13 protein-coding genes are annotated in these 16,435 nt (G+C 54.2%); 9 read left to right on the top strand and 4 right to left on the bottom strand.

The features are described 5' to 3' along the window. Positions 1 to 119 precede the first annotated feature (119 nt). Positions 120 to 614 (bottom strand): leucine-responsive transcriptional regulator Lrp, encoded by a 495-nt coding sequence (lrp, locus tag J9880_RS15170; protein ID WP_013574775.1) that lies wholly within the window; start codon positions 612 to 614, stop codon positions 120 to 122. A gap of 733 nt (positions 615 to 1,347) precedes the next feature. Here lrp and trxB point away from each other — a divergent pair. The 5 genes from trxB (at position 1,348) to infA (ending at position 7,034) form a co-directional block, all read left to right on the top strand. Next, a complete protein-coding gene (gene trxB / locus J9880_RS15165; protein WP_119822214.1) occupies positions 1,348 to 2,316 on the top strand; it encodes a thioredoxin-disulfide reductase in 969 nt (322 codons plus the stop codon). A 129-nt stretch (positions 2,317 to 2,445) separates the two neighbouring features. After that, positions 2,446 to 4,212, top strand: a complete 1,767-nt coding sequence (gene cydD, locus J9880_RS15160) for a heme ABC transporter permease/ATP-binding protein CydD (RefSeq protein ID WP_119822213.1) — start codon at positions 2,446 to 2,448, stop codon at positions 4,210 to 4,212. Between the two features lie 2 nt (positions 4,213 to 4,214). Next, positions 4,215 to 5,936 (top strand): heme ABC transporter ATP-binding protein/permease CydC, encoded by a 1,722-nt coding sequence (gene cydC / locus J9880_RS15155; protein ID WP_232769549.1) that lies wholly within the window; start codon positions 4,215 to 4,217, stop codon positions 5,934 to 5,936. Between the two features lie 51 nt (positions 5,937 to 5,987). Beyond that, positions 5,988 to 6,722: a leucyl/phenylalanyl-tRNA--protein transferase gene (aat, locus tag J9880_RS15150; RefSeq protein WP_095922666.1), complete on the top strand. Its 735-nt coding sequence runs from the start codon at positions 5,988 to 5,990 to the stop codon at positions 6,720 to 6,722. A 93-nt stretch (positions 6,723 to 6,815) separates the two neighbouring features. Then, the gene (infA, locus tag J9880_RS15145; RefSeq protein WP_002211347.1) at positions 6,816 to 7,034 is read left to right on the top strand and encodes a translation initiation factor IF-1; all 219 of its coding nucleotides are present in this window, start codon (positions 6,816 to 6,818) and stop codon (positions 7,032 to 7,034) included. A gap of 232 nt (positions 7,035 to 7,266) precedes the next feature. Here infA and clpA read toward each other — a convergent pair whose 3' ends face one another. Further along, a complete protein-coding gene (clpA, locus tag J9880_RS15140; protein WP_095922667.1) occupies positions 7,267 to 9,549 on the bottom strand; it encodes an ATP-dependent Clp protease ATP-binding subunit ClpA in 2,283 nt (760 codons plus the stop codon). 27 nt (positions 9,550 to 9,576) lie between these two features. Beyond that, entirely contained in the window at positions 9,577 to 9,897 is a 321-nt protein-coding gene (gene clpS / locus J9880_RS15135) for an ATP-dependent Clp protease adapter ClpS (protein ID WP_013574769.1), read from the bottom strand. Between the two features lie 391 nt (positions 9,898 to 10,288). Here clpS and cspD point away from each other — a divergent pair, with 391 nt between their 5' ends. Together cspD and J9880_RS15125 are read left to right on the top strand one after the other, a co-directional pair. Next, positions 10,289 to 10,510, top strand: coding sequence for a cold shock-like protein CspD (gene cspD, locus J9880_RS15130; RefSeq protein WP_015696601.1), 222 nt, complete (start codon positions 10,289 to 10,291; stop codon positions 10,508 to 10,510). A 292-nt stretch (positions 10,511 to 10,802) separates the two neighbouring features. After that, entirely contained in the window at positions 10,803 to 11,792 is a 990-nt protein-coding gene (locus tag J9880_RS15125) for a VirK/YbjX family protein (protein WP_095922668.1), read from the top strand. On the opposite strand, the gene J9880_RS15120 is transcribed toward J9880_RS15125, so the two are convergent. Then, complete coding sequence (locus tag J9880_RS15120) at positions 11,789 to 13,522, bottom strand: ATP-dependent nuclease (RefSeq protein ID WP_232769548.1); 1,734 nt, start codon at positions 13,520 to 13,522, stop codon at positions 11,789 to 11,791. The genes J9880_RS15125 and J9880_RS15120 overlap by 4 nt on opposite strands. Positions 13,523 to 13,711: 189 nt before the next feature. Between J9880_RS15120 and J9880_RS15115 the strand changes: the two genes are divergently transcribed. Together J9880_RS15115 and hcp are read left to right on the top strand one after the other, a co-directional pair. Further along, entirely contained in the window at positions 13,712 to 14,611 is a 900-nt protein-coding gene (locus J9880_RS15115; RefSeq protein WP_095922670.1) for a lysine exporter LysO family protein, read from the top strand. A gap of 168 nt (positions 14,612 to 14,779) precedes the next feature. Further along, positions 14,780 to 16,432 carry a hydroxylamine reductase gene (gene hcp / locus J9880_RS15110; protein ID WP_232769547.1) on the top strand — a complete coding sequence of 551 codons (1,653 nt, stop codon included), beginning with the start codon at positions 14,780 to 14,782 and terminating at the stop codon, positions 16,430 to 16,432. Positions 16,433 to 16,435 lie beyond the last annotated feature (3 nt).

Genomic DNA, 16,435 nt, shown 5'->3' with positions numbered 1-16,435 from the left:
AGGCTCTCCAGGTTCCTGTGAACTGAGAAAAAGCAACAGCGCCGAGAGTTGACCCCGGCGCCATAGCTGTATAGATACACAGGAGTGTAGCTAAAATGACAAGGTTTTGCACCTGACAATTACCGGGTCTTAATGACCAGGCGATTTGTCTGTTTCACTTCTTCCATCACCACGTAGGTGCGGGTGTCGTTAACGCCCGGAAGACGAAGTAAAGTCTCACCTAACAGCTTACGGTAAGCAGACATATCAGGTACGCGGGTTTTCAACAGGTAGTCGAAATCCCCTGAAACCAAATGACACTCCTGAATATCTTCGAGTTTTTGCACTGCCGCATTGAACTGCTCAAATACATCCGGGGCACCGCGGTTGAGGGTAATCTCAACAAATACCAGCAACGATGCATCCAGATAATGCGGGTTGAGCAATGCGGTATAACCATTGATGAAGCCCTGACGTTCGAGACGACGAACGCGCTCCAGACATGGAGTCGGAGATAATCCCACACGTTTGGAAAGCTCGACGTTTGAAATCCGGCCATCCTTTTGCAATTCGTTGAGGATGTTACGGTCAATACGGTCGAGATCTTTTCCCGGACGTTTTTTGTTGTCTACCATTATTATTGTCTCTCTGCTGTCCTTCCCTGCACCTGCCATACCCCAGCCAACTTCAATGTCTAAGGGTTGTCCCAAGCGAAGACCCGATTATTTAGGTTTACGCATCCAAAAGCCGCGTTGATCCCCTGTCAAAAGGAACACGGCCGTAAAGCGGATACTCAAAAGAAATAACCCTGCGAAATTAATAGGTTGTCAACTACCAACCTGATTCACTAAACCCTGCAGCAACAAAAACAGCAAAAAGCAACACCAGAACGGGTCGGGTAGCAGCCATTTGCATAAATTCAAGTCACAGACAGGCAGTTAATTTCTTCTTCCCCTGATGTTTTCGCAAATGCACAGCGGATTGTCAAAGTAAAAGAAGCAAAATCAGAAGAACGTGCCAGATTGAAAAGCGGACGCCCCCTTTTTAGCTATGTTTTCTCTTTGAACAATAACAACGCATCTCACCCGTTATTTCAGCCAAATCCCTGCTAACCACCGAGATATAGGACTTAATTAACGCGATCTGATGAACAACTTTTACCGCGCACCGCTTCCGATACGCTGCTTTTTCACCCTACCCATCAAACAGTTACCTGCTTCATCGAATTGGACAGGCCCCTTTTTACGCCGGTTGCGCAGTAAAAACTATCAGACAAATCGTTAACAACATCTGAGTTTGCTTTTTTTACTGCGCCGTTTTCCCTACAATCGGTCTATCGCTTGTCGCCACCGCGGAGATGAATTACGCATGAGTACGGTTAAACACAGTAAGTTATTGATTTTGGGTTCCGGTCCGGCGGGTTATACCGCAGCGGTTTACGCAGCGCGCGCAAACTTAAATCCGGTATTGATCACGGGTGTGGAAAAAGGCGGTCAGCTGACCACCACCACCGAAGTGGAAAACTGGCCGGGCGATCCGGAAGGTTTGACCGGTCCGGGCTTAATGGACCGTATGCACGAGCATGCCACCAAATTTAATACTGAGATCATTTTCGACCATATCAACAAAGTCGATTTGCAGAACCGTCCGTTCCGCCTGACCGGTGACAGCGGGGAATACACCTGCGACGCACTGATTATCGCCACCGGCGCGTCAGCTCGTTATATCGGCCTGCCTTCTGAAGAAGCCTTCAAAGGCCGTGGTGTTTCTGCCTGTGCAACCTGCGACGGATTCTTCTACCGTAACCAGAAAGTCGCGGTTGTCGGCGGCGGCAATACCGCTGTTGAAGAAGCCCTTTATCTGGCCAATATCGCCTCTGAAGTGCACCTGATCCACCGCCGTGACAGCTTCCGCGCAGAAAAGATTTTGGTTGACCGTCTGAATGACAAAGTCGCCAGCGGCAATATCGTTCTGCATACCCACAAGACCCTGAACGAAGTGGTCGGTGATCAGATGGGTGTGACCGGCGCGAGCCTGATGGATGTGCGCACTGACGAGAAATCTCAGGTTGATGTGGCGGGGGTGTTCATTGCCATCGGTCACAGCCCGAACACCGGCATTTTCGAAGGTCAGCTGGAACTGAAAGACGGCTACATCAAAGTGCAGTCCGGTTCCCACGGCAATGCGACACAAACCAGCATTCCCGGTGTTTTCGCCGCAGGCGATGTCATGGACCATATTTACCGTCAGGCGATCACCTCAGCCGGTACCGGTTGTATGGCCGCGCTGGATGCCGAACGCTATCTGGACGGTTTATCGCAAGCACCGGATTTGTAAGTATCTCCCCTTCTGTTTGCCCTTAAAAAGAGGCGGCGTAATTGCCGCCTTTTTCATATTTTCAGTTTGCGGTCTGAGCATGTAACATAAGCGCCCTCCCATCCGGATTGCTGCACAGACTGAAGCCTGATGAACAAAACACGACAACAAGAACTTATCCGCTGGTTAAAACAACAAAGTTCCCGCGCCAAAGGCTGGATCCGTCTGTCTATGATGCTGGGTTTACTTTCCGGCCTGCTGATTCTGGCTCAGGCCTGGCTGATGGCCGGATTACTGCACAGCCTGATCATCGAACACACCTCCCGTGATGCCCTGCTGCAAAGCTTCCTGTTAATGGCGCTGACCTTTGTGCTGCGTGCCGTCGTGACCTGGCTGCGGGAACAGGTGGGCTTTATTTGCGGACGCATTATCCGCCAGGAAATGCGCAAACTGGTGCTGGATCGTCTGGAAAAACTGGGGCCTGCATGGATCCGGGGCAAACCGGCGGGCAGCTGGGCCAGCATCATTCTTGAACAAATCGAAGATATGCAGGATTACTATTCCCGCTATCTGCCGCAGATTGCGCTGGCGGGCATTATTCCGCTGCTGATCCTGGTCAGCGTCTTCCCGATCAACTGGGCTGCCGGTCTGATTTTGCTGGTGACCGCTCCGCTGATCCCGCTGTTTATGGCGCTGGTCGGGATGGGTGCCGCGGATGCCAACCGTCGTAACTTTGTGGCGCTGGCGCGTCTCAGCGGCAATTTCCTCGACAGCCTGCGCGGTCTCGATACGCTTCGTCTTTTCCATCGCGGTACTGCGGAAATCGACCAGATTACACGTTCCACTGAACATTTCCGCGCCCGCACGATGGATGTCCTGCGTCTGGCGTTTTTATCTTCCGCCGTGCTGGAGTTCTTCGCATCTATCTCCATTGCGGTAGTCGCGGTGTATTTCGGTTTCTCTTATCTCGGCGAACTGAATTTTGGCAGCTACGGTACCCCTGTGACGTTGTTTGCCGGTTTTCTGGTGCTGATACTGGCTCCTGAGTTTTTCCAGCCTCTGCGCGATCTGGGCGCGTTTTATCACGCTAAAGCGCAGGCGGTCGGCGCCGCAGAAAGCCTGGTCACGTTCCTGAGTGCCGAAACTGCCGATATGGGCGAAGGTGAACAGCACTGGCCTGCCGGAAAGGCGGTGGAACTGCAAGCCCGCGACCTGATTATTCAGTCGCCGCAGGGCAAAACACTGGCCGGTCCGTTAACGTTTGATGTGCAGACCGGACAACGTATCGCGATTGTCGGCCTGAGCGGTGCGGGAAAAAGCTCTCTGCTCAACGCCCTGCTCGGCTTCCTGCCTTATCAGGGTTCTCTCACCGCCAGCGGCACAGATCTGAAATCATTGCGCAATAACGAATGGCGAAAGCAACTGAGCTGGGTCGGTCAGAACCCGCATCTGCCCGAACAAACCCTGCGCGCCAATATTCTGCTGAATCAGCCGGATGTCAGTGAGGAACAACTTCAGTCCGCCATCGACCGCGCCTATGTGAATGAATTTCTGCCGCTGTTACCACAGGGGCTGGAAACGGAAGTCGGCGACAGCGCCGCACGGTTATCCATCGGTCAGGCGCAACGCGTCGCCGTTGCCCGTGCCCTGCTCTCGCCGTGCAGTCTTTTACTGCTCGATGAGCCTACCGCCAGCCTTGATGCTCACAGCGAAAAACGCGTGATGAGCGCGCTGAATGAAGCGTCAAAAGCACAGACTTCGTTGCTGGTGACGCATCAGCTGGAAGATACGCGGGACTACGACGAAATCTGGGTGATGGATAAGGGCCTGATCGCTGAGCGTGGCACATTTGCGCAACTGGTGGCTCAGAACGGATTATTCACCAGCCTGCTTTCCCAGCGGAATAAGGAGCTGTAATCATGAAAACGCTTTTGCCTTATCTCGCCCTGTACCGCCGCCACTGGTTCCGTCTCTCACTGGGCGTCATTCTGGCCATCGTCACCTTGATGGCGAGCATCGGCCTGCTGACACTTTCCGGCTGGTTCCTGGCGGCCTCTGCCGTGGCCGGTATCGCCGGTTTATACAGTTTCAACTACATGCTGCCCGCTGCCGGTGTGCGCGGCGCGGCGATTTTCCGAACCGCAGGCCGTTACGCCGAGCGTCTGGTCAGCCACGATGCAACATTCCGCGTGCTGGCACATTTGCGGGTCTTCACGTTCACCAAAATCATGCCGCTGTCGCCGGGGGGCATTGCACGTTTCCGTCAGGCGGATCTGCTAAACCGTCTGGTTGCCGACGTCGATACGCTGGATCACTTGTATCTGCGGGTTATTTCTCCGCTGGTCAGTGCGCTGGTGGTGATCCTTCTGGTGACGTTTGGCCTGAGTTTCCTGGATGTCACCCTCGCCCTGACACTGGGCGCCATCATGCTGGTACTGATGCTGCTTCTGCCGGTGATTTTCTACCGCGCCGGAAAACCGGCAGGCCGTGAACTGACGACGCTGCGCAGCGATTACCGGATGCAACTGACATCCTGGCTGCAAGGCCAGTCTGAGCTGGTGGTGTTCGGCGCTCAGCCACGCTTTCGCCAGCAACTCGACGATATCGAACGGCGCTGGATGCTGCGTCAGCAGCAGCAGGCCAAATTGACCGGTTTGTCGCAGGCGATGGTGATTGCCGCGGCGGGTCTGACCGTTACGCTGATGCTGTGGCTGGCCGCCGGGGGGATCAGCCAGTTCCCGCAACCGGGTGCGCTTATCGCTTTATTCGTCTTCACCCCGCTGGCTGCCTTTGAAGCACTGGGGCCGGTAGCCGCCGCCTTCCAGCATCTCGGGCAGGTTATCGCTTCTGCTCAGCGCGTCAGTCAGATCATTGACCAGCCCGCCGATGTGACGTTCCCGTCTCAGGGACCGGTGGCCGGTGAGCAGGTCAGCCTGTCGCTGAAAAAGGTGAATTTCACCTATCCGGGGCAGCCTTTGCCCGTGCTGAAAGACATTAATCTGGAGGTCCGTGCCGGTGAACATATCGCCCTGCTCGGTCAGACCGGTTGTGGCAAATCCACCCTGCTGCAACTGCTGACCCGGGGCTGGGATATCAGCAACGGTACGCTGGAAATCAATGGCCATCCGGTGGCGGATTACGATGAAGCCACGCTGCGTAAGATGATCACCGTCGTCAGCCAGCGCGCGCATGTGTTTAACACCACGTTGCGGGAAAACCTGCGCATGGCCTCGCCGCACAGCAGCGATGAACAGCTGGCGCAGGCATTACGGGACGTTGATTTGCATGTGCTGTTAGAAAACGAAGGGCTGAATGCCTGGCTCGGTGAAGGCGGACGTCAGCTTTCCGGCGGCGAGCAACGCCGTATCGGGCTGGCGCGTGCGTTATTACATGATGCGCCGCTGTGGTTGCTTGATGAGCCGACAGAAGGGCTGGATGCCGAAACGGAACAACATATTTTGGCACTCCTGCACAAGCATTGTCAGAATAAGACGCTACTCTTAGTGACGCACCGTTTGCACGGTCTGGAAGCCCTCGACAGGATATGCATCATGGAAGAGGGGCAGATTGTGGAACAAGGCGATCACCAGACGTTAGCCGCGACACAGAGCCGTTATGCAAGGTTTCTCGCCCGCGCCTGATGTTGTTGTTCTGAGTTAACGGCGGACATGTGCCGCCGGATAAGGAGATCTATGCGGTTAGTGAAGCTTGAGGCCAATTCAGTCAATTTTCCGGATCCTGACACTGCATTGCAGGAGCCGAATGGCTTGCTGGCTATTGGTGGCGATCTCACGGCTCCCCGCCTGCTTTCCGCGTATCAGCACGGTGTTTTTCCCTGGTTCGAACCGGGCGAAATGATCCTCTGGTGGTCACCTGACCCGCGTGCCATTTTGGTTCCCGGGGAGCGACACGCCAGCCGCAGTCTTAAACGTTTTATGCGTAAGATGCCGTTTCGTTTCACCCTCAATCAGCAATTTGAGCAGGTGATCCGCGCCTGCGCCATGCAACGTGAAGATGGCACCTGGATCGGCCCGCTGGTTCAGCGGGGTTATCAGGAATTGCATGAGGCCGGACGGGCGCACTCGGTCGAAGTGTGGGAAGGGAATGAACTGGTCGGCGGATTATACGGTGTGTCTGTCGGTCAGTTATTTTGCGGCGAGTCGATGTTCAGCCGCCGGGAGAATGCGTCAAAGTGCGCGCTTATGCTTTTTTGCCAACATTTTTCCCGCAATGGTGGAGAACTGATTGACTGTCAGGTGCTCAACCCTCACACTGCGTCGCTGGGTGCGAGAGAGATCCCCCGCCGCCAATTTTTGCAGCAGTTATCCGAACTTTCGCAACGCGCGTTAGCACCGGATTGCTGGTTGCCACAAGACTTATCCCCACATGATGAAGACCTGCCGGTGTTCCCGAAGGATAGGGAATAGGTGCGGTCATGGACCATACTTCTTTACATAATGTGGGTTTTTCGGCATTATCTTGCCGGTTAAAAACTATGGTAGTTAGACCTAGAGGATTCGATGGCCAAAGAAGACAACATTGAAATGCAAGGCACCGTACTTGATACGCTGCCAAACACTATGTTCCGCGTAGAGTTAGAAAACGGACACGTAGTTACCGCTCACATCTCCGGTAAAATGCGTAAGAACTACATCCGCATCCTGACGGGCGACAAAGTCACTGTAGAGCTGACCCCGTACGACCTGAGCAAAGGCCGCATTGTCTTCCGTAGCCGTTAATAAGCGGCTCACTCATCGCTGATTTTCCGGCGATACCTGAGGATACCCTCTTCGCCCTTCCTGCTGTTGCAAGGGCGTTTTGTGGTATCCGCAATCCGGCGTTTGTTCCATTATTTGTTCCACTATCCTTTCTGAAATCCCCCACTAATTACTGCAATTAAATAAAGAATTTCGGAAAGAAAAAAGGCGATGTTTTCACATCGCCTTTTGTTTTTTCATGCTTTATGAAAAATTAATGCACCGCACCTTCCGGTTTTTTCTTCTGCGCACTCATGAAGTGATAAGTGAGCTTGTCAGCCGCCTTATCGAGCGCCACAGAAACGGAACCGCCATCCACCAGTGAACCAAACAGCAGCTCGTTGGCGAGAGGTTTTTTCAGGTTTTCCTGAACGGTACGGGTCATCGGACGCGCACCCATCGCACGGTCATAACCTTTCACGGTCAGCCAGTCACGGGCTTCGTCGCTGACTTCCAGAGACACGCCTTTCGCATCCAGCTGCGCCTGCAGTTCGACGATAAATTTGTCGACAACCTGCTGGATAACTTCCGTAGACAGATGGTTGAACCAGATAACATTGTCCAGACGGTTACGGAATTCCGGCGTAAAGGTACGCTTAATCTCTTCCATCGCATCCGGGCTGTTATCCTGATGCACCAGACCAATCGATTTACGTTCCGTTTCACGCACACCGGCGTTGGTGGTCATCACCAGAATCACGTTACGGAAATCAGCTTTGCGGCCATTGTTATCGGTCAGCGTACCGTTATCCATCACCTGCAACAGCAGGTTAAAGACATCCGGGTGCGCCTTCTCGATTTCATCAAGCAGCACCACGGCGTGAGGATGTTTAATCACCGCATCCGTCAGCAAACCGCCCTGATCAAAACCAACGTATCCCGGAGGCGCACCGATCAAACGGCTGACCGTATGACGCTCCATGTATTCCGACATATCAAAGCGCAGCAGTTCGATATCCAGTGCTTTCGCCAGCTGAACCGTCACTTCGGTTTTACCGACACCGGTTGGCCCCGCGAACAGGAATGAACCGACAGGCTTGTGATCCTGACCCAGACCGGCGCGGCTCATTTTGATCGCTTCGGTCAGTGCTTCGATAGCCGGATCCTGTCCGAAGACCAGCATTTTCAGGCGATCGCCCAGATTTTTCAGCACATCGCGGTCTGTCGCAGACACGGTTTTTTCCGGAATGCGGGCAATACGCGCGACCACGCTTTCGATATCGCTGACGTTAACGGTTTTCTTGCGTTTGCTCACCGGCATCAACCGGCTGCGTGCGCCCGCTTCGTCAATCACATCGATGGCTTTGTCCGGCAGATGACGGTCATTAATATATTTGACCGACAGCTCAACCGCCGCACGTACCGCTTTCGCGGTGTAACGCACATCGTGATGCGCTTCGTATTTGGTTTTCAGGCCGTTGATGATCTGAACCGTTTCTTCAACGCTTGGCTCAGTAATATCAATTTTCTGGAAACGACGTGCCAGGGCACGGTCTTTTTCAAAGATATTGCTGAATTCCTGATACGTCGTCGAACCGATCACGCGGATTTTCCCGCTCGACAGCAATGGCTTGATCAGGTTTGCCGCGTCCACCTGACCACCTGATGCCGCACCGGCACCGATAATCGTGTGGATTTCATCAATAAACAGGATGCTGTTCTTATCCTGTTCCAGCTGTTTAAGCAGGGATTTGAAACGTTTTTCGAAATCACCGCGGTATTTGGTGCCCGCCAGCAACGAACCGATATCCAGAGAATACAGGGTGCAGTCGGCCATCACTTCCGGCACGTCGCCCTGCTCGATTCGCCATGCCAGACCTTCAGCAATCGCGGTTTTACCTACGCCGGATTCGCCCACCAGCAGCGGGTTATTCTTACGACGACGGCAGAGCACCTGAATGGCGCGCTCCAGTTCTTTGTCACGGCCAATCAGCGGATCGATGCCACCTACACGCGCTAACTGGTTAAGATTAGTGGTGAAGTTCTCCATACGATCTTCCCCCGCCGACTGTTCTTCGTTAACTGGGTTTTCCGCATTGTTTTGCGCCTGACCGCCGGATTCGTCTTTCCGGGTGCCGTGCGAGATAAAGTTCACCACATCAAGGCGGCTGACATCATGTTTGCGCAGCAGATAGGCGGCCTGAGATTCCTGTTCGCTGAAAATCGCGACCAGAACATTGGCGCCGGACACTTCGCTGCGGCCAGAAGATTGCACGTGGAATACCGCACGTTGCAGAACGCGCTGGAAACTCAGCGTAGGCTGGGTGTCACGTTCTTCTTCACTGGCAGGTAAGGTGGGTGTGGTTTGCTCGATGAAGGCTTCCAGTTCCTGGCGCAGGGCCACTAAATCCACTGTACAAGCTTCAAGCGCTTCACGGGCAGCAGGGTTGCTGAGCAACGCCAGCAACAGGTGCTCCACGGTCATAAACTCATGCCGGTGCTCACGGGCTCTTGCGAAAGCCATGTTGAGACTGAGTTCAAGTTCTTGATTGAGCATAGGCACCTCCCAAATAGATTGCCTTAATCAGGCTTTTTCCAGCGTACACAGCAACGGATGCTCATTCTCCTTGGCGTACTCATTTACGTGTGCGACCTTGGTTTCCGCGACTTCGGCGGTATAAACGCCGCATATCGCTTTGCCTCTATAGTGCACCTGGAGCATCAGTTGCGTTGCACGTTCAATATCATAAGAAAAGAACTTTTGCAGAACGTCAATCACAAATTCCATTGGAGTGTAATCGTCGTTGTTTAATATAACTTTATACATAGATGGCGGTTTTACCTCATCCTTTTGCTTATCCGCCGCCAAATGTTCAAAATTTAGCCAGTCTTGATTATTGCCCATTGCCTGCTCGTCACCTGTGAAGATCGTTTGGATGCTAAATACGCAACGTGAACACTTTCTGCTTAGCCTCACATCATTATGACCGTATTTTACCATCTCTTGCGTCGCCGCGCCGCTGCACAAAATGTTCTCCCTGCCATCCGCCCCGCTACGAAAATTTAACAAAATATGTCAATAGCGTTACCTGCTTCAAAGTTTGGTTATCTGCCCCCTCGGGACAAATGCCGATTCCTTGACGTCCAACTCTATTCCACTAGAGTGTAAATTCGTGAGCTGAACGGAGTTTAAACAGGCTCGAACAGGCGCTGATCCGCTGCGTTCCGGCCTTCGTGCTCACTCAACTGGCTTTATCTATTTACTACCAGACTAGTCATGAGAGGGATGTAGAAGCATGCAGACGGGTACTGTTAAATGGTTCAATAATGCTAAAGGCTTTGGCTTCATTTGCCCGCAAAATGGCGGTGAAGACATCTTCGCTCACTACTCCACAATTCAGATGGAGGGTTACCGGACATTAAAAGCCGGCCAGCAGGTCAATTTCGACGTTCATGAAGGCCCAAAGGGGAATCATGCCAGTCTCATTATTCCAGTGGAAAGTGAAGCGGTCGCCTGACCGGTTCAGCATTACGCAACACATCACGCTTCAACTGCAAATGCCGGTCACTCACTGACTGGCATTTTTATTTATGGGGGAGAATGACGCTGGCTTCAAGCCCTTCGCACGAAAAAAAGTACATTTTTTAAACACCGATTGCTAAGACAGGATATAAAAGGAATTAAAACTAAACACAATCTCAACAAATCACCTTCAATTTCCTCATAATTTCCGCCGTTGTACGCCTGTTTATTTTGCGCCTGTTGAAATAGCCACTACAGAAATCTGGCTAACAATAACAGGTAATTTCATGACCACTTTCAGCTACCCTGCCGAAGAAAAGGCGCCGCTTTCAGGCTTTCAGTTGATGAAGGCATTGCTCTCACGCCGCATCACGCCGGGGCCTTCATGGACATTGCCACGTTATCGCTTCAAATTCCTTTATCGCGCTTTGCTGCATCCGCGCAGAACGTTCGGCATGCTTGATTATCTGTCGCATCACCCGCAACGCGACGAAATCCTCGCCGCCATGCCCAGCCTGCCCTGCAAACTGCACCGCACCTACCAGGCGGCCAATATCACGCCGGAACAGGCGATGAAGCGCATCACCGACCATTACGACATGATCGGCCACTGCCTGCCGGAGGCGATTAATCACGGTTATCTGAGCAAAAAACCGATGGCGATTGCCACGCTGACGGGAAAAGATGAACAGCGTTTTGCTATCACCTTTAATGCCATCAGCCGTCTGGATAAAGAAGGGGAAGCCACCCTGACATTTACCACGCCGCAGGGCGAGCCGATTGCGATCGTGACGTTCTCCTTTATTGAATATCTGGGACGTCCGACATTGTTCATTGGCGCATTACAGGGGCCCCGCGCGCATGTGGATCATCAGGAAATCCAGACCGCAACCAAAGCCTGCCACGGATTATTTCCCAAACGTCTGGTGATTGAAGCGCTGACGACTCTCGCGGACGTAACCGGCATGAAACAGATTGTGGCGGTGGGTAACCACACGCATATTTATGAAAATCCGCGCTACAAAAAACGCAAAGGCATGGTATTTGCCGATTACGACAGTTTCTGGGAAACCATGGAAGCGAAGCAGGCCGAAGACGGTTATTTCCATTTACCGTTGCAGATTGCTCACCGCCCGCTGGAAGAAATCGCCAGTAAACGGCGCTCGGAATACCGTCGCCGTTACCAGCTGTTAGACGATCTGGAAACGCAGATCCGCCAGACCTTTAGCCGGGGTCATGGCAATCCGCTGATGACGGATAACAGCCGCGCCGCTTAATCCGCCCGGCCGCGTGCCAGCCATGCCACGCGGGAAAACATTTGCCGCAGCAAAGGCGGAATCGACGAGGTTCCGCGCAGCGAGGCGGCCAGGGCCACGTCGATGGCCAGATCCGGCTTTGAGCTGCGGTGAATGGCTTTATCAATAATGCGTCGCGGCGACATCGGGACATTGTCCGGTATAGCAGCGTTCTTGCGGTAAACGTCCTCGAACCCGTCGCGATACAGAAAATGTTCGATATCCTGCGACGGCAATGCCGTCAGGCGATAACGCAGCGTATCGTCGTGGTTTTCCACATTGGCAATCACCGTCGCCGCATATTTGCGTCCGGCTTCATCACCATCGACCAGCGCATGCCATTCGATGCCCATTTGCCGGGCAAAACGCAGCAGTGGCTTCAGGCCACATTGTGCGAACTCAATCACCTTGATCCCTTCCGATTCAAAATGATAGCCACACTGACGCGCCAGCTGGTTCAGCAGCCAGACTTCGGTTTCCCCCTCCACCAGCAGCCAGCAGCGGGCGAACAGCGACGAGGGGCGGTTAAAGCGGATATGAAAAGCGATACGGCGGCTGTCTTCCATGCTCAGCCCTTCAGGGCCAATGGCGTAAGCCGCGACGCGGCCGGATTCACGCACCAGACGGCAGATCTGTTCAACCGGCACCAGCGAGAGTAAATCACCGGAATTCGTGGTGGTGATGCGTTGCAGAGGCAGCTGATCCAGCAATCCCCAGGCCACCGACAGCATGATCGGATGCAGGCGCGTTTCGGGGTCTTCGATAAGCAGCAGCGGCCGCGCATCCGGGTGCAGCACCACCGAACCTTTGGCCTGTAACAAGGTGGAAAACATGCCCAGCAGCATCACCCGCATACTGCGGCTGTTCGGTTCGGCAATCATGCGGTTGATATTATCCAGCGAACGCCATGCCCGGCGGCTCTCCGCCCGGCCATGACGCTTTTGCTGCCACGGCACGCTGTTCGATGTCCCCTGCTCGGCAAAATAATGTTCCAGCAACTGCTGCATCGCCAAAAGCCCGCTGCGCAGTTCGCTGTTTTTCAGCGTTTGCGGGCTGTGGACCAGCTCCCGCGTCAGTTCATCCAGCTGTCTGGCCAGTTCTTTATTATTGGCCGCCAGACGCGGGGCCAGCGTCTCACTGCGCAGACGGCGGATAAAGCGCGCATCGCGCAAACGCAATACCGGATTCAGGCGGATCAGCGCCTGTGCCAGCGGATCTATGGTCGTCAGGTTTAAAGGCTGGCCGTTGGAGGACAGGAAACTGCGCAGCGTCATCACGCTGCCATCGTCGTCCAGTTCCCCTTCCAGCCGGTAATAAATCCGGTTCAGCTTGTCGGCGCATTTCACCCAAAGTGGTGAGAGCGGATTAAAACGCGGCGACATATGATGTCCTGCCTGATTCTCGCAAAACGTAAACACCACATGCAGATACTGCGATTTGGACTCCTCTTCTCCCGCCGGGAAATAGAAATCCTCCTCTTTAAAGCAGTAAAGTTTGGGTTCCGGTGAAAGCAGCAGGGTTAAGGCATCAAGCAGGCTGGATTTGCCCCAGGCGTTTTCGCCGATCAACACGGTGTTGGTCAGAGAGGATTCTGTCTGCCCCTGATGGACAGAAGCGGTAATGGATGCCCCACGTTGTGCTGGCTGGTTCAGCGTCAAAGACAGGCGGTTAATTCCGCGAAAACCGACAATATCAATATGTTCCAGATACATCAGACGCCTCCTGTGCGCTCAGAGCTTTCCCGAGCATGGCGTTAAAAATCGGTTCAGGTCAAGCACCCGGAGATATCTCTGCGTGCCGAAGCTGCTTTACAGTCAGATAACTTTTCGTTAGCGTGGCGGGCGGCATTTTCTGTGCCGCGCACCATTCATGGGATCTCACTTTTCAGGGACTTTTGCATCATGTATTCCGGGCTGTTAATTATTCTCCTGCCGCTGATTGCCGGCTATCTCATTCCGCTCAAAAGCCGTTCCCTGCTGCATCTCGTGAACCAGTTACTGAGCTGGATGGTGTATGTCATCCTGTTCATTATGGGCATCAGTCTGGCTTTTCTCGACAATCTCAGCACCAATTTACTGCTGATATTCAAATACGCGGCCGTCTGCTTCCTGTGTATTTTCGTGATGAACTACGCCGCGCTGTGGCTGCTGGAACGCCGCAAACCCTGGAAAACGCAATACAAACAAGAAAAACTGCCGTCGCGTATTCACATGGCACTGGAATCCCTGAAACTGTGTGGCGTGGTGGTCGGCGGTTTTGCACTCGGCCTGACCCAATGGCACTGGCTGACGTTCGCTTCGCAGGCCAGCGAAATCGCGCTGTTATTCCTGCTGGCGCTGGTCGGTCTGCAACTGCGCAACAGCAGCATGACCCTGCGCCAGATTATCCTCAACCGTCGCGGCATGATGGTGGCGGTGGTGGTGGCGCTCAGCGCCCTGATTGGCGGTGCGCTGGCTGCCGTGCTGCTCGGTCTGCCGCTGAAAACCGGCCTGGCAATGGCGTCCGGTTACGGCTGGTATTCGCTTTCCGGTATCGTGCTGACCGATTCCTTCGGGCCGGTGATTGGCAGCGCCGCCTTCTTTAACGATCTGGCGCGCGAACTGTGCGCCATCATGCTGATCCCGACGCTGGTACGCAGCAGCCGCTCGACGGCACTTGGTCTGTGCGGCGCGACGTCGATGGACTTCACCCTGCCGGTTTTACAGCGCAGTGGCGGGCTGGATATGGTGCCGCCCGCCGTGGTGCACGGCTTTATCCTCAGCCTGATCGCCCCGGTGTTAATGGCCTTTTTCTCCGCCTGATCACCGCCCTTCCCGCTGCCATCCGGCAGCGGGTGCCTCCCAGCAAAACTTGCGATAAATCAACTTCGCGTCACTTTGTCTTAAAAACTCCTTCATTTCTGTTCCTGCCGGTTCTAGGCTTGCATTAAAACAAGCATTTAAAATGCAACTTTAAAAAAGGACCTCATCATGTTTTGTGTGCAATGTGAACAAACAGTCCGTACCCCGGCGGGCAATGGCTGCGCTTATGCGCAGGGTATGTGTGGTAAAACGGCAGAAACCTCTGATTTACAAGACTTACTGGTGGCCGTGCTGGAAGGATTATCCGCCTGGGCGCTCACCGCCCGCGGCTACGGCATCACTGATGCCGGGATCGACAGCTTCGCGCCCCGCGCCTTTTTCTCCACCCTGACCAACGTCAACTTCGATTCTGACCGTATCGTGGGTTATGCCCGCGAGGCCATTATTCACCGCGAGGCGCTGGCCGTCCGTTGCCGTCTGATGGATCCTGATGTCATCGTCAGCCACCCGCTGGCCGCACTGGAACTGGTGAGCGATAACCTCAGCGAGCTGCAACAGCAGGCGCAGCAGTTTGCCCTCAACAGTGACAAAGCGCAGATCGGCGATGACATTCATGGTCTGCGGATGCTCTGTCTGTACGGCCTGAAAGGGGCGGCGGCCTATATGGAACACGCCCATGTGCTGGGCCAGTCTGACACCGCCATTTATGCCGAATACCACCGCCTGATGGCCTGGCTGGGCACGCAGCCGTCGGACATGGGCGAACTGCTCAGCAACGCGATGGCGATCGGCAAAATGAACTTTGGCGTGATGGCGATCCTGGATAAAGGCGAAACCGACGCCTACGGGCACCCGCAACCGACGGCGGTGAATGTCCGTCCGCTGGCAGGCAAAGCGATCCTGATCTCCGGTCACGACCTGAAAGATTTGCAGATGCTGCTTGAGCAAACCGCCGGTACCGGCATCAACATCTACACCCACGGCGAAATGCTGCCTGCGCACGGTTACCCTGAGCTGAAGAAATTTCCGCATCTGGCCGGTAACTACGGCAGCGGCTGGCAGAATCAGCAGGTGGAATTCGCCCGATTCCCCGGTCCGGTGGTCATGACATCGAACTGCATTATTGATCCGAACGTCGGCAATTATGGCGACCGCATCTGGACACGCAGCATCGTCGGCTGGCCGGGCGTACAGCATCTGGAAGGCGAAGATTTTGCGCCGGTCATCGCCCAGGCGTTGCAGCTTCCGGGCTTCCGTTACAGCGAGATTGAGCAGGAAATTACCGTCGGATTTGGCCGTCAGACCTTACTCAGCGCGGCAGACACCGTGATTGATCTGGTCGCTGCCAAAAAACTGCGTCATATCTTCCTGATCGGCGGCTGTGACGGCAGCCGTGGCGAACGCAGCTACTTCACCGATCTGGCCCTCAGCGTGCCGCAGGATTGTCTGATCATGACGCTGGCCTGCGGTAAATACCGTTTCAACAAACTGGATTTCGGTACGCTTGAAGGGTTACCGCGCCTGCTGGACGTCGGTCAGTGTAACGACGCTTATTCCGCCATTATTCTTGCTGTGACTCTGGCTGAGAAATTAGGCTGCGGCGTGAATGATTTGCCGCTGAGTCTGGTGCTGTCGTGGTTTGAACAGAAAGCCATTGTGATCCTGCTGACCCTGCTGTCGCTCGGCGTGAAAAACATCGCCACCGGCCCGACGGCGCCAGCCTTCCTCACCGATAACCTGCTGGCGATCCTGAATGAAAAATTTGGCCTGCGCGCAATCACCTCGGTGGAGCAGGATCTGAAAACCATGCTGCCGGAGTAAGCT

The sequence above is a fragment of the Rahnella victoriana genome (assembly GCF_021276285.1).
Taxonomy (GTDB): domain Bacteria; phylum Pseudomonadota; class Gammaproteobacteria; order Enterobacterales; family Enterobacteriaceae; genus Rahnella; species Rahnella victoriana.
Note: the sequence above shows the minus strand (reverse complement) of the source record. Positions and strands in the feature narration are given on the sequence as shown.

Bases quoted from the DNA above. Each gene is read 5' to 3' on its own strand.
- clpA (WP_095922667.1), bottom strand. From the start codon at position 9,549: ATGCTCAATCAAGAACTTGAACTCAGTCTCAACATGGCTTTCGCAAGA.
- aat (WP_095922666.1), top strand. From the start codon at position 5,988: ATGCGGTTAGTGAAGCTTGAGGCCAATTCAGTCAATTTTCCGGATCCT.
- cydD (WP_119822213.1), top strand. From the start codon at position 2,446: ATGAACAAAACACGACAACAAGAACTTATCCGCTGGTTAAAACAACAA.
- lrp (WP_013574775.1), bottom strand. From the start codon at position 614: ATGGTAGACAACAAAAAACGTCCGGGAAAAGATCTCGACCGTATTGAC.
- cydC (WP_232769549.1), top strand. From the start codon at position 4,215: ATGAAAACGCTTTTGCCTTATCTCGCCCTGTACCGCCGCCACTGGTTC.
- infA (WP_002211347.1), top strand. From the start codon at position 6,816: ATGGCCAAAGAAGACAACATTGAAATGCAAGGCACCGTACTTGATACG.
- J9880_RS15125 (WP_095922668.1), top strand. From the start codon at position 10,803: ATGACCACTTTCAGCTACCCTGCCGAAGAAAAGGCGCCGCTTTCAGGC.
- hcp (WP_232769547.1), top strand. From the start codon at position 14,780: ATGTTTTGTGTGCAATGTGAACAAACAGTCCGTACCCCGGCGGGCAAT.
- clpS (WP_013574769.1), bottom strand. From the start codon at position 9,897: ATGGGCAATAATCAAGACTGGCTAAATTTTGAACATTTGGCGGCGGAT.
- trxB (WP_119822214.1), top strand. From the start codon at position 1,348: ATGAGTACGGTTAAACACAGTAAGTTATTGATTTTGGGTTCCGGTCCG.
- J9880_RS15115 (WP_095922670.1), top strand. From the start codon at position 13,712: ATGTATTCCGGGCTGTTAATTATTCTCCTGCCGCTGATTGCCGGCTAT.
- J9880_RS15120 (WP_232769548.1), bottom strand. From the start codon at position 13,522: ATGTATCTGGAACATATTGATATTGTCGGTTTTCGCGGAATTAACCGC.
- cspD (WP_015696601.1), top strand. From the start codon at position 10,289: ATGCAGACGGGTACTGTTAAATGGTTCAATAATGCTAAAGGCTTTGGC.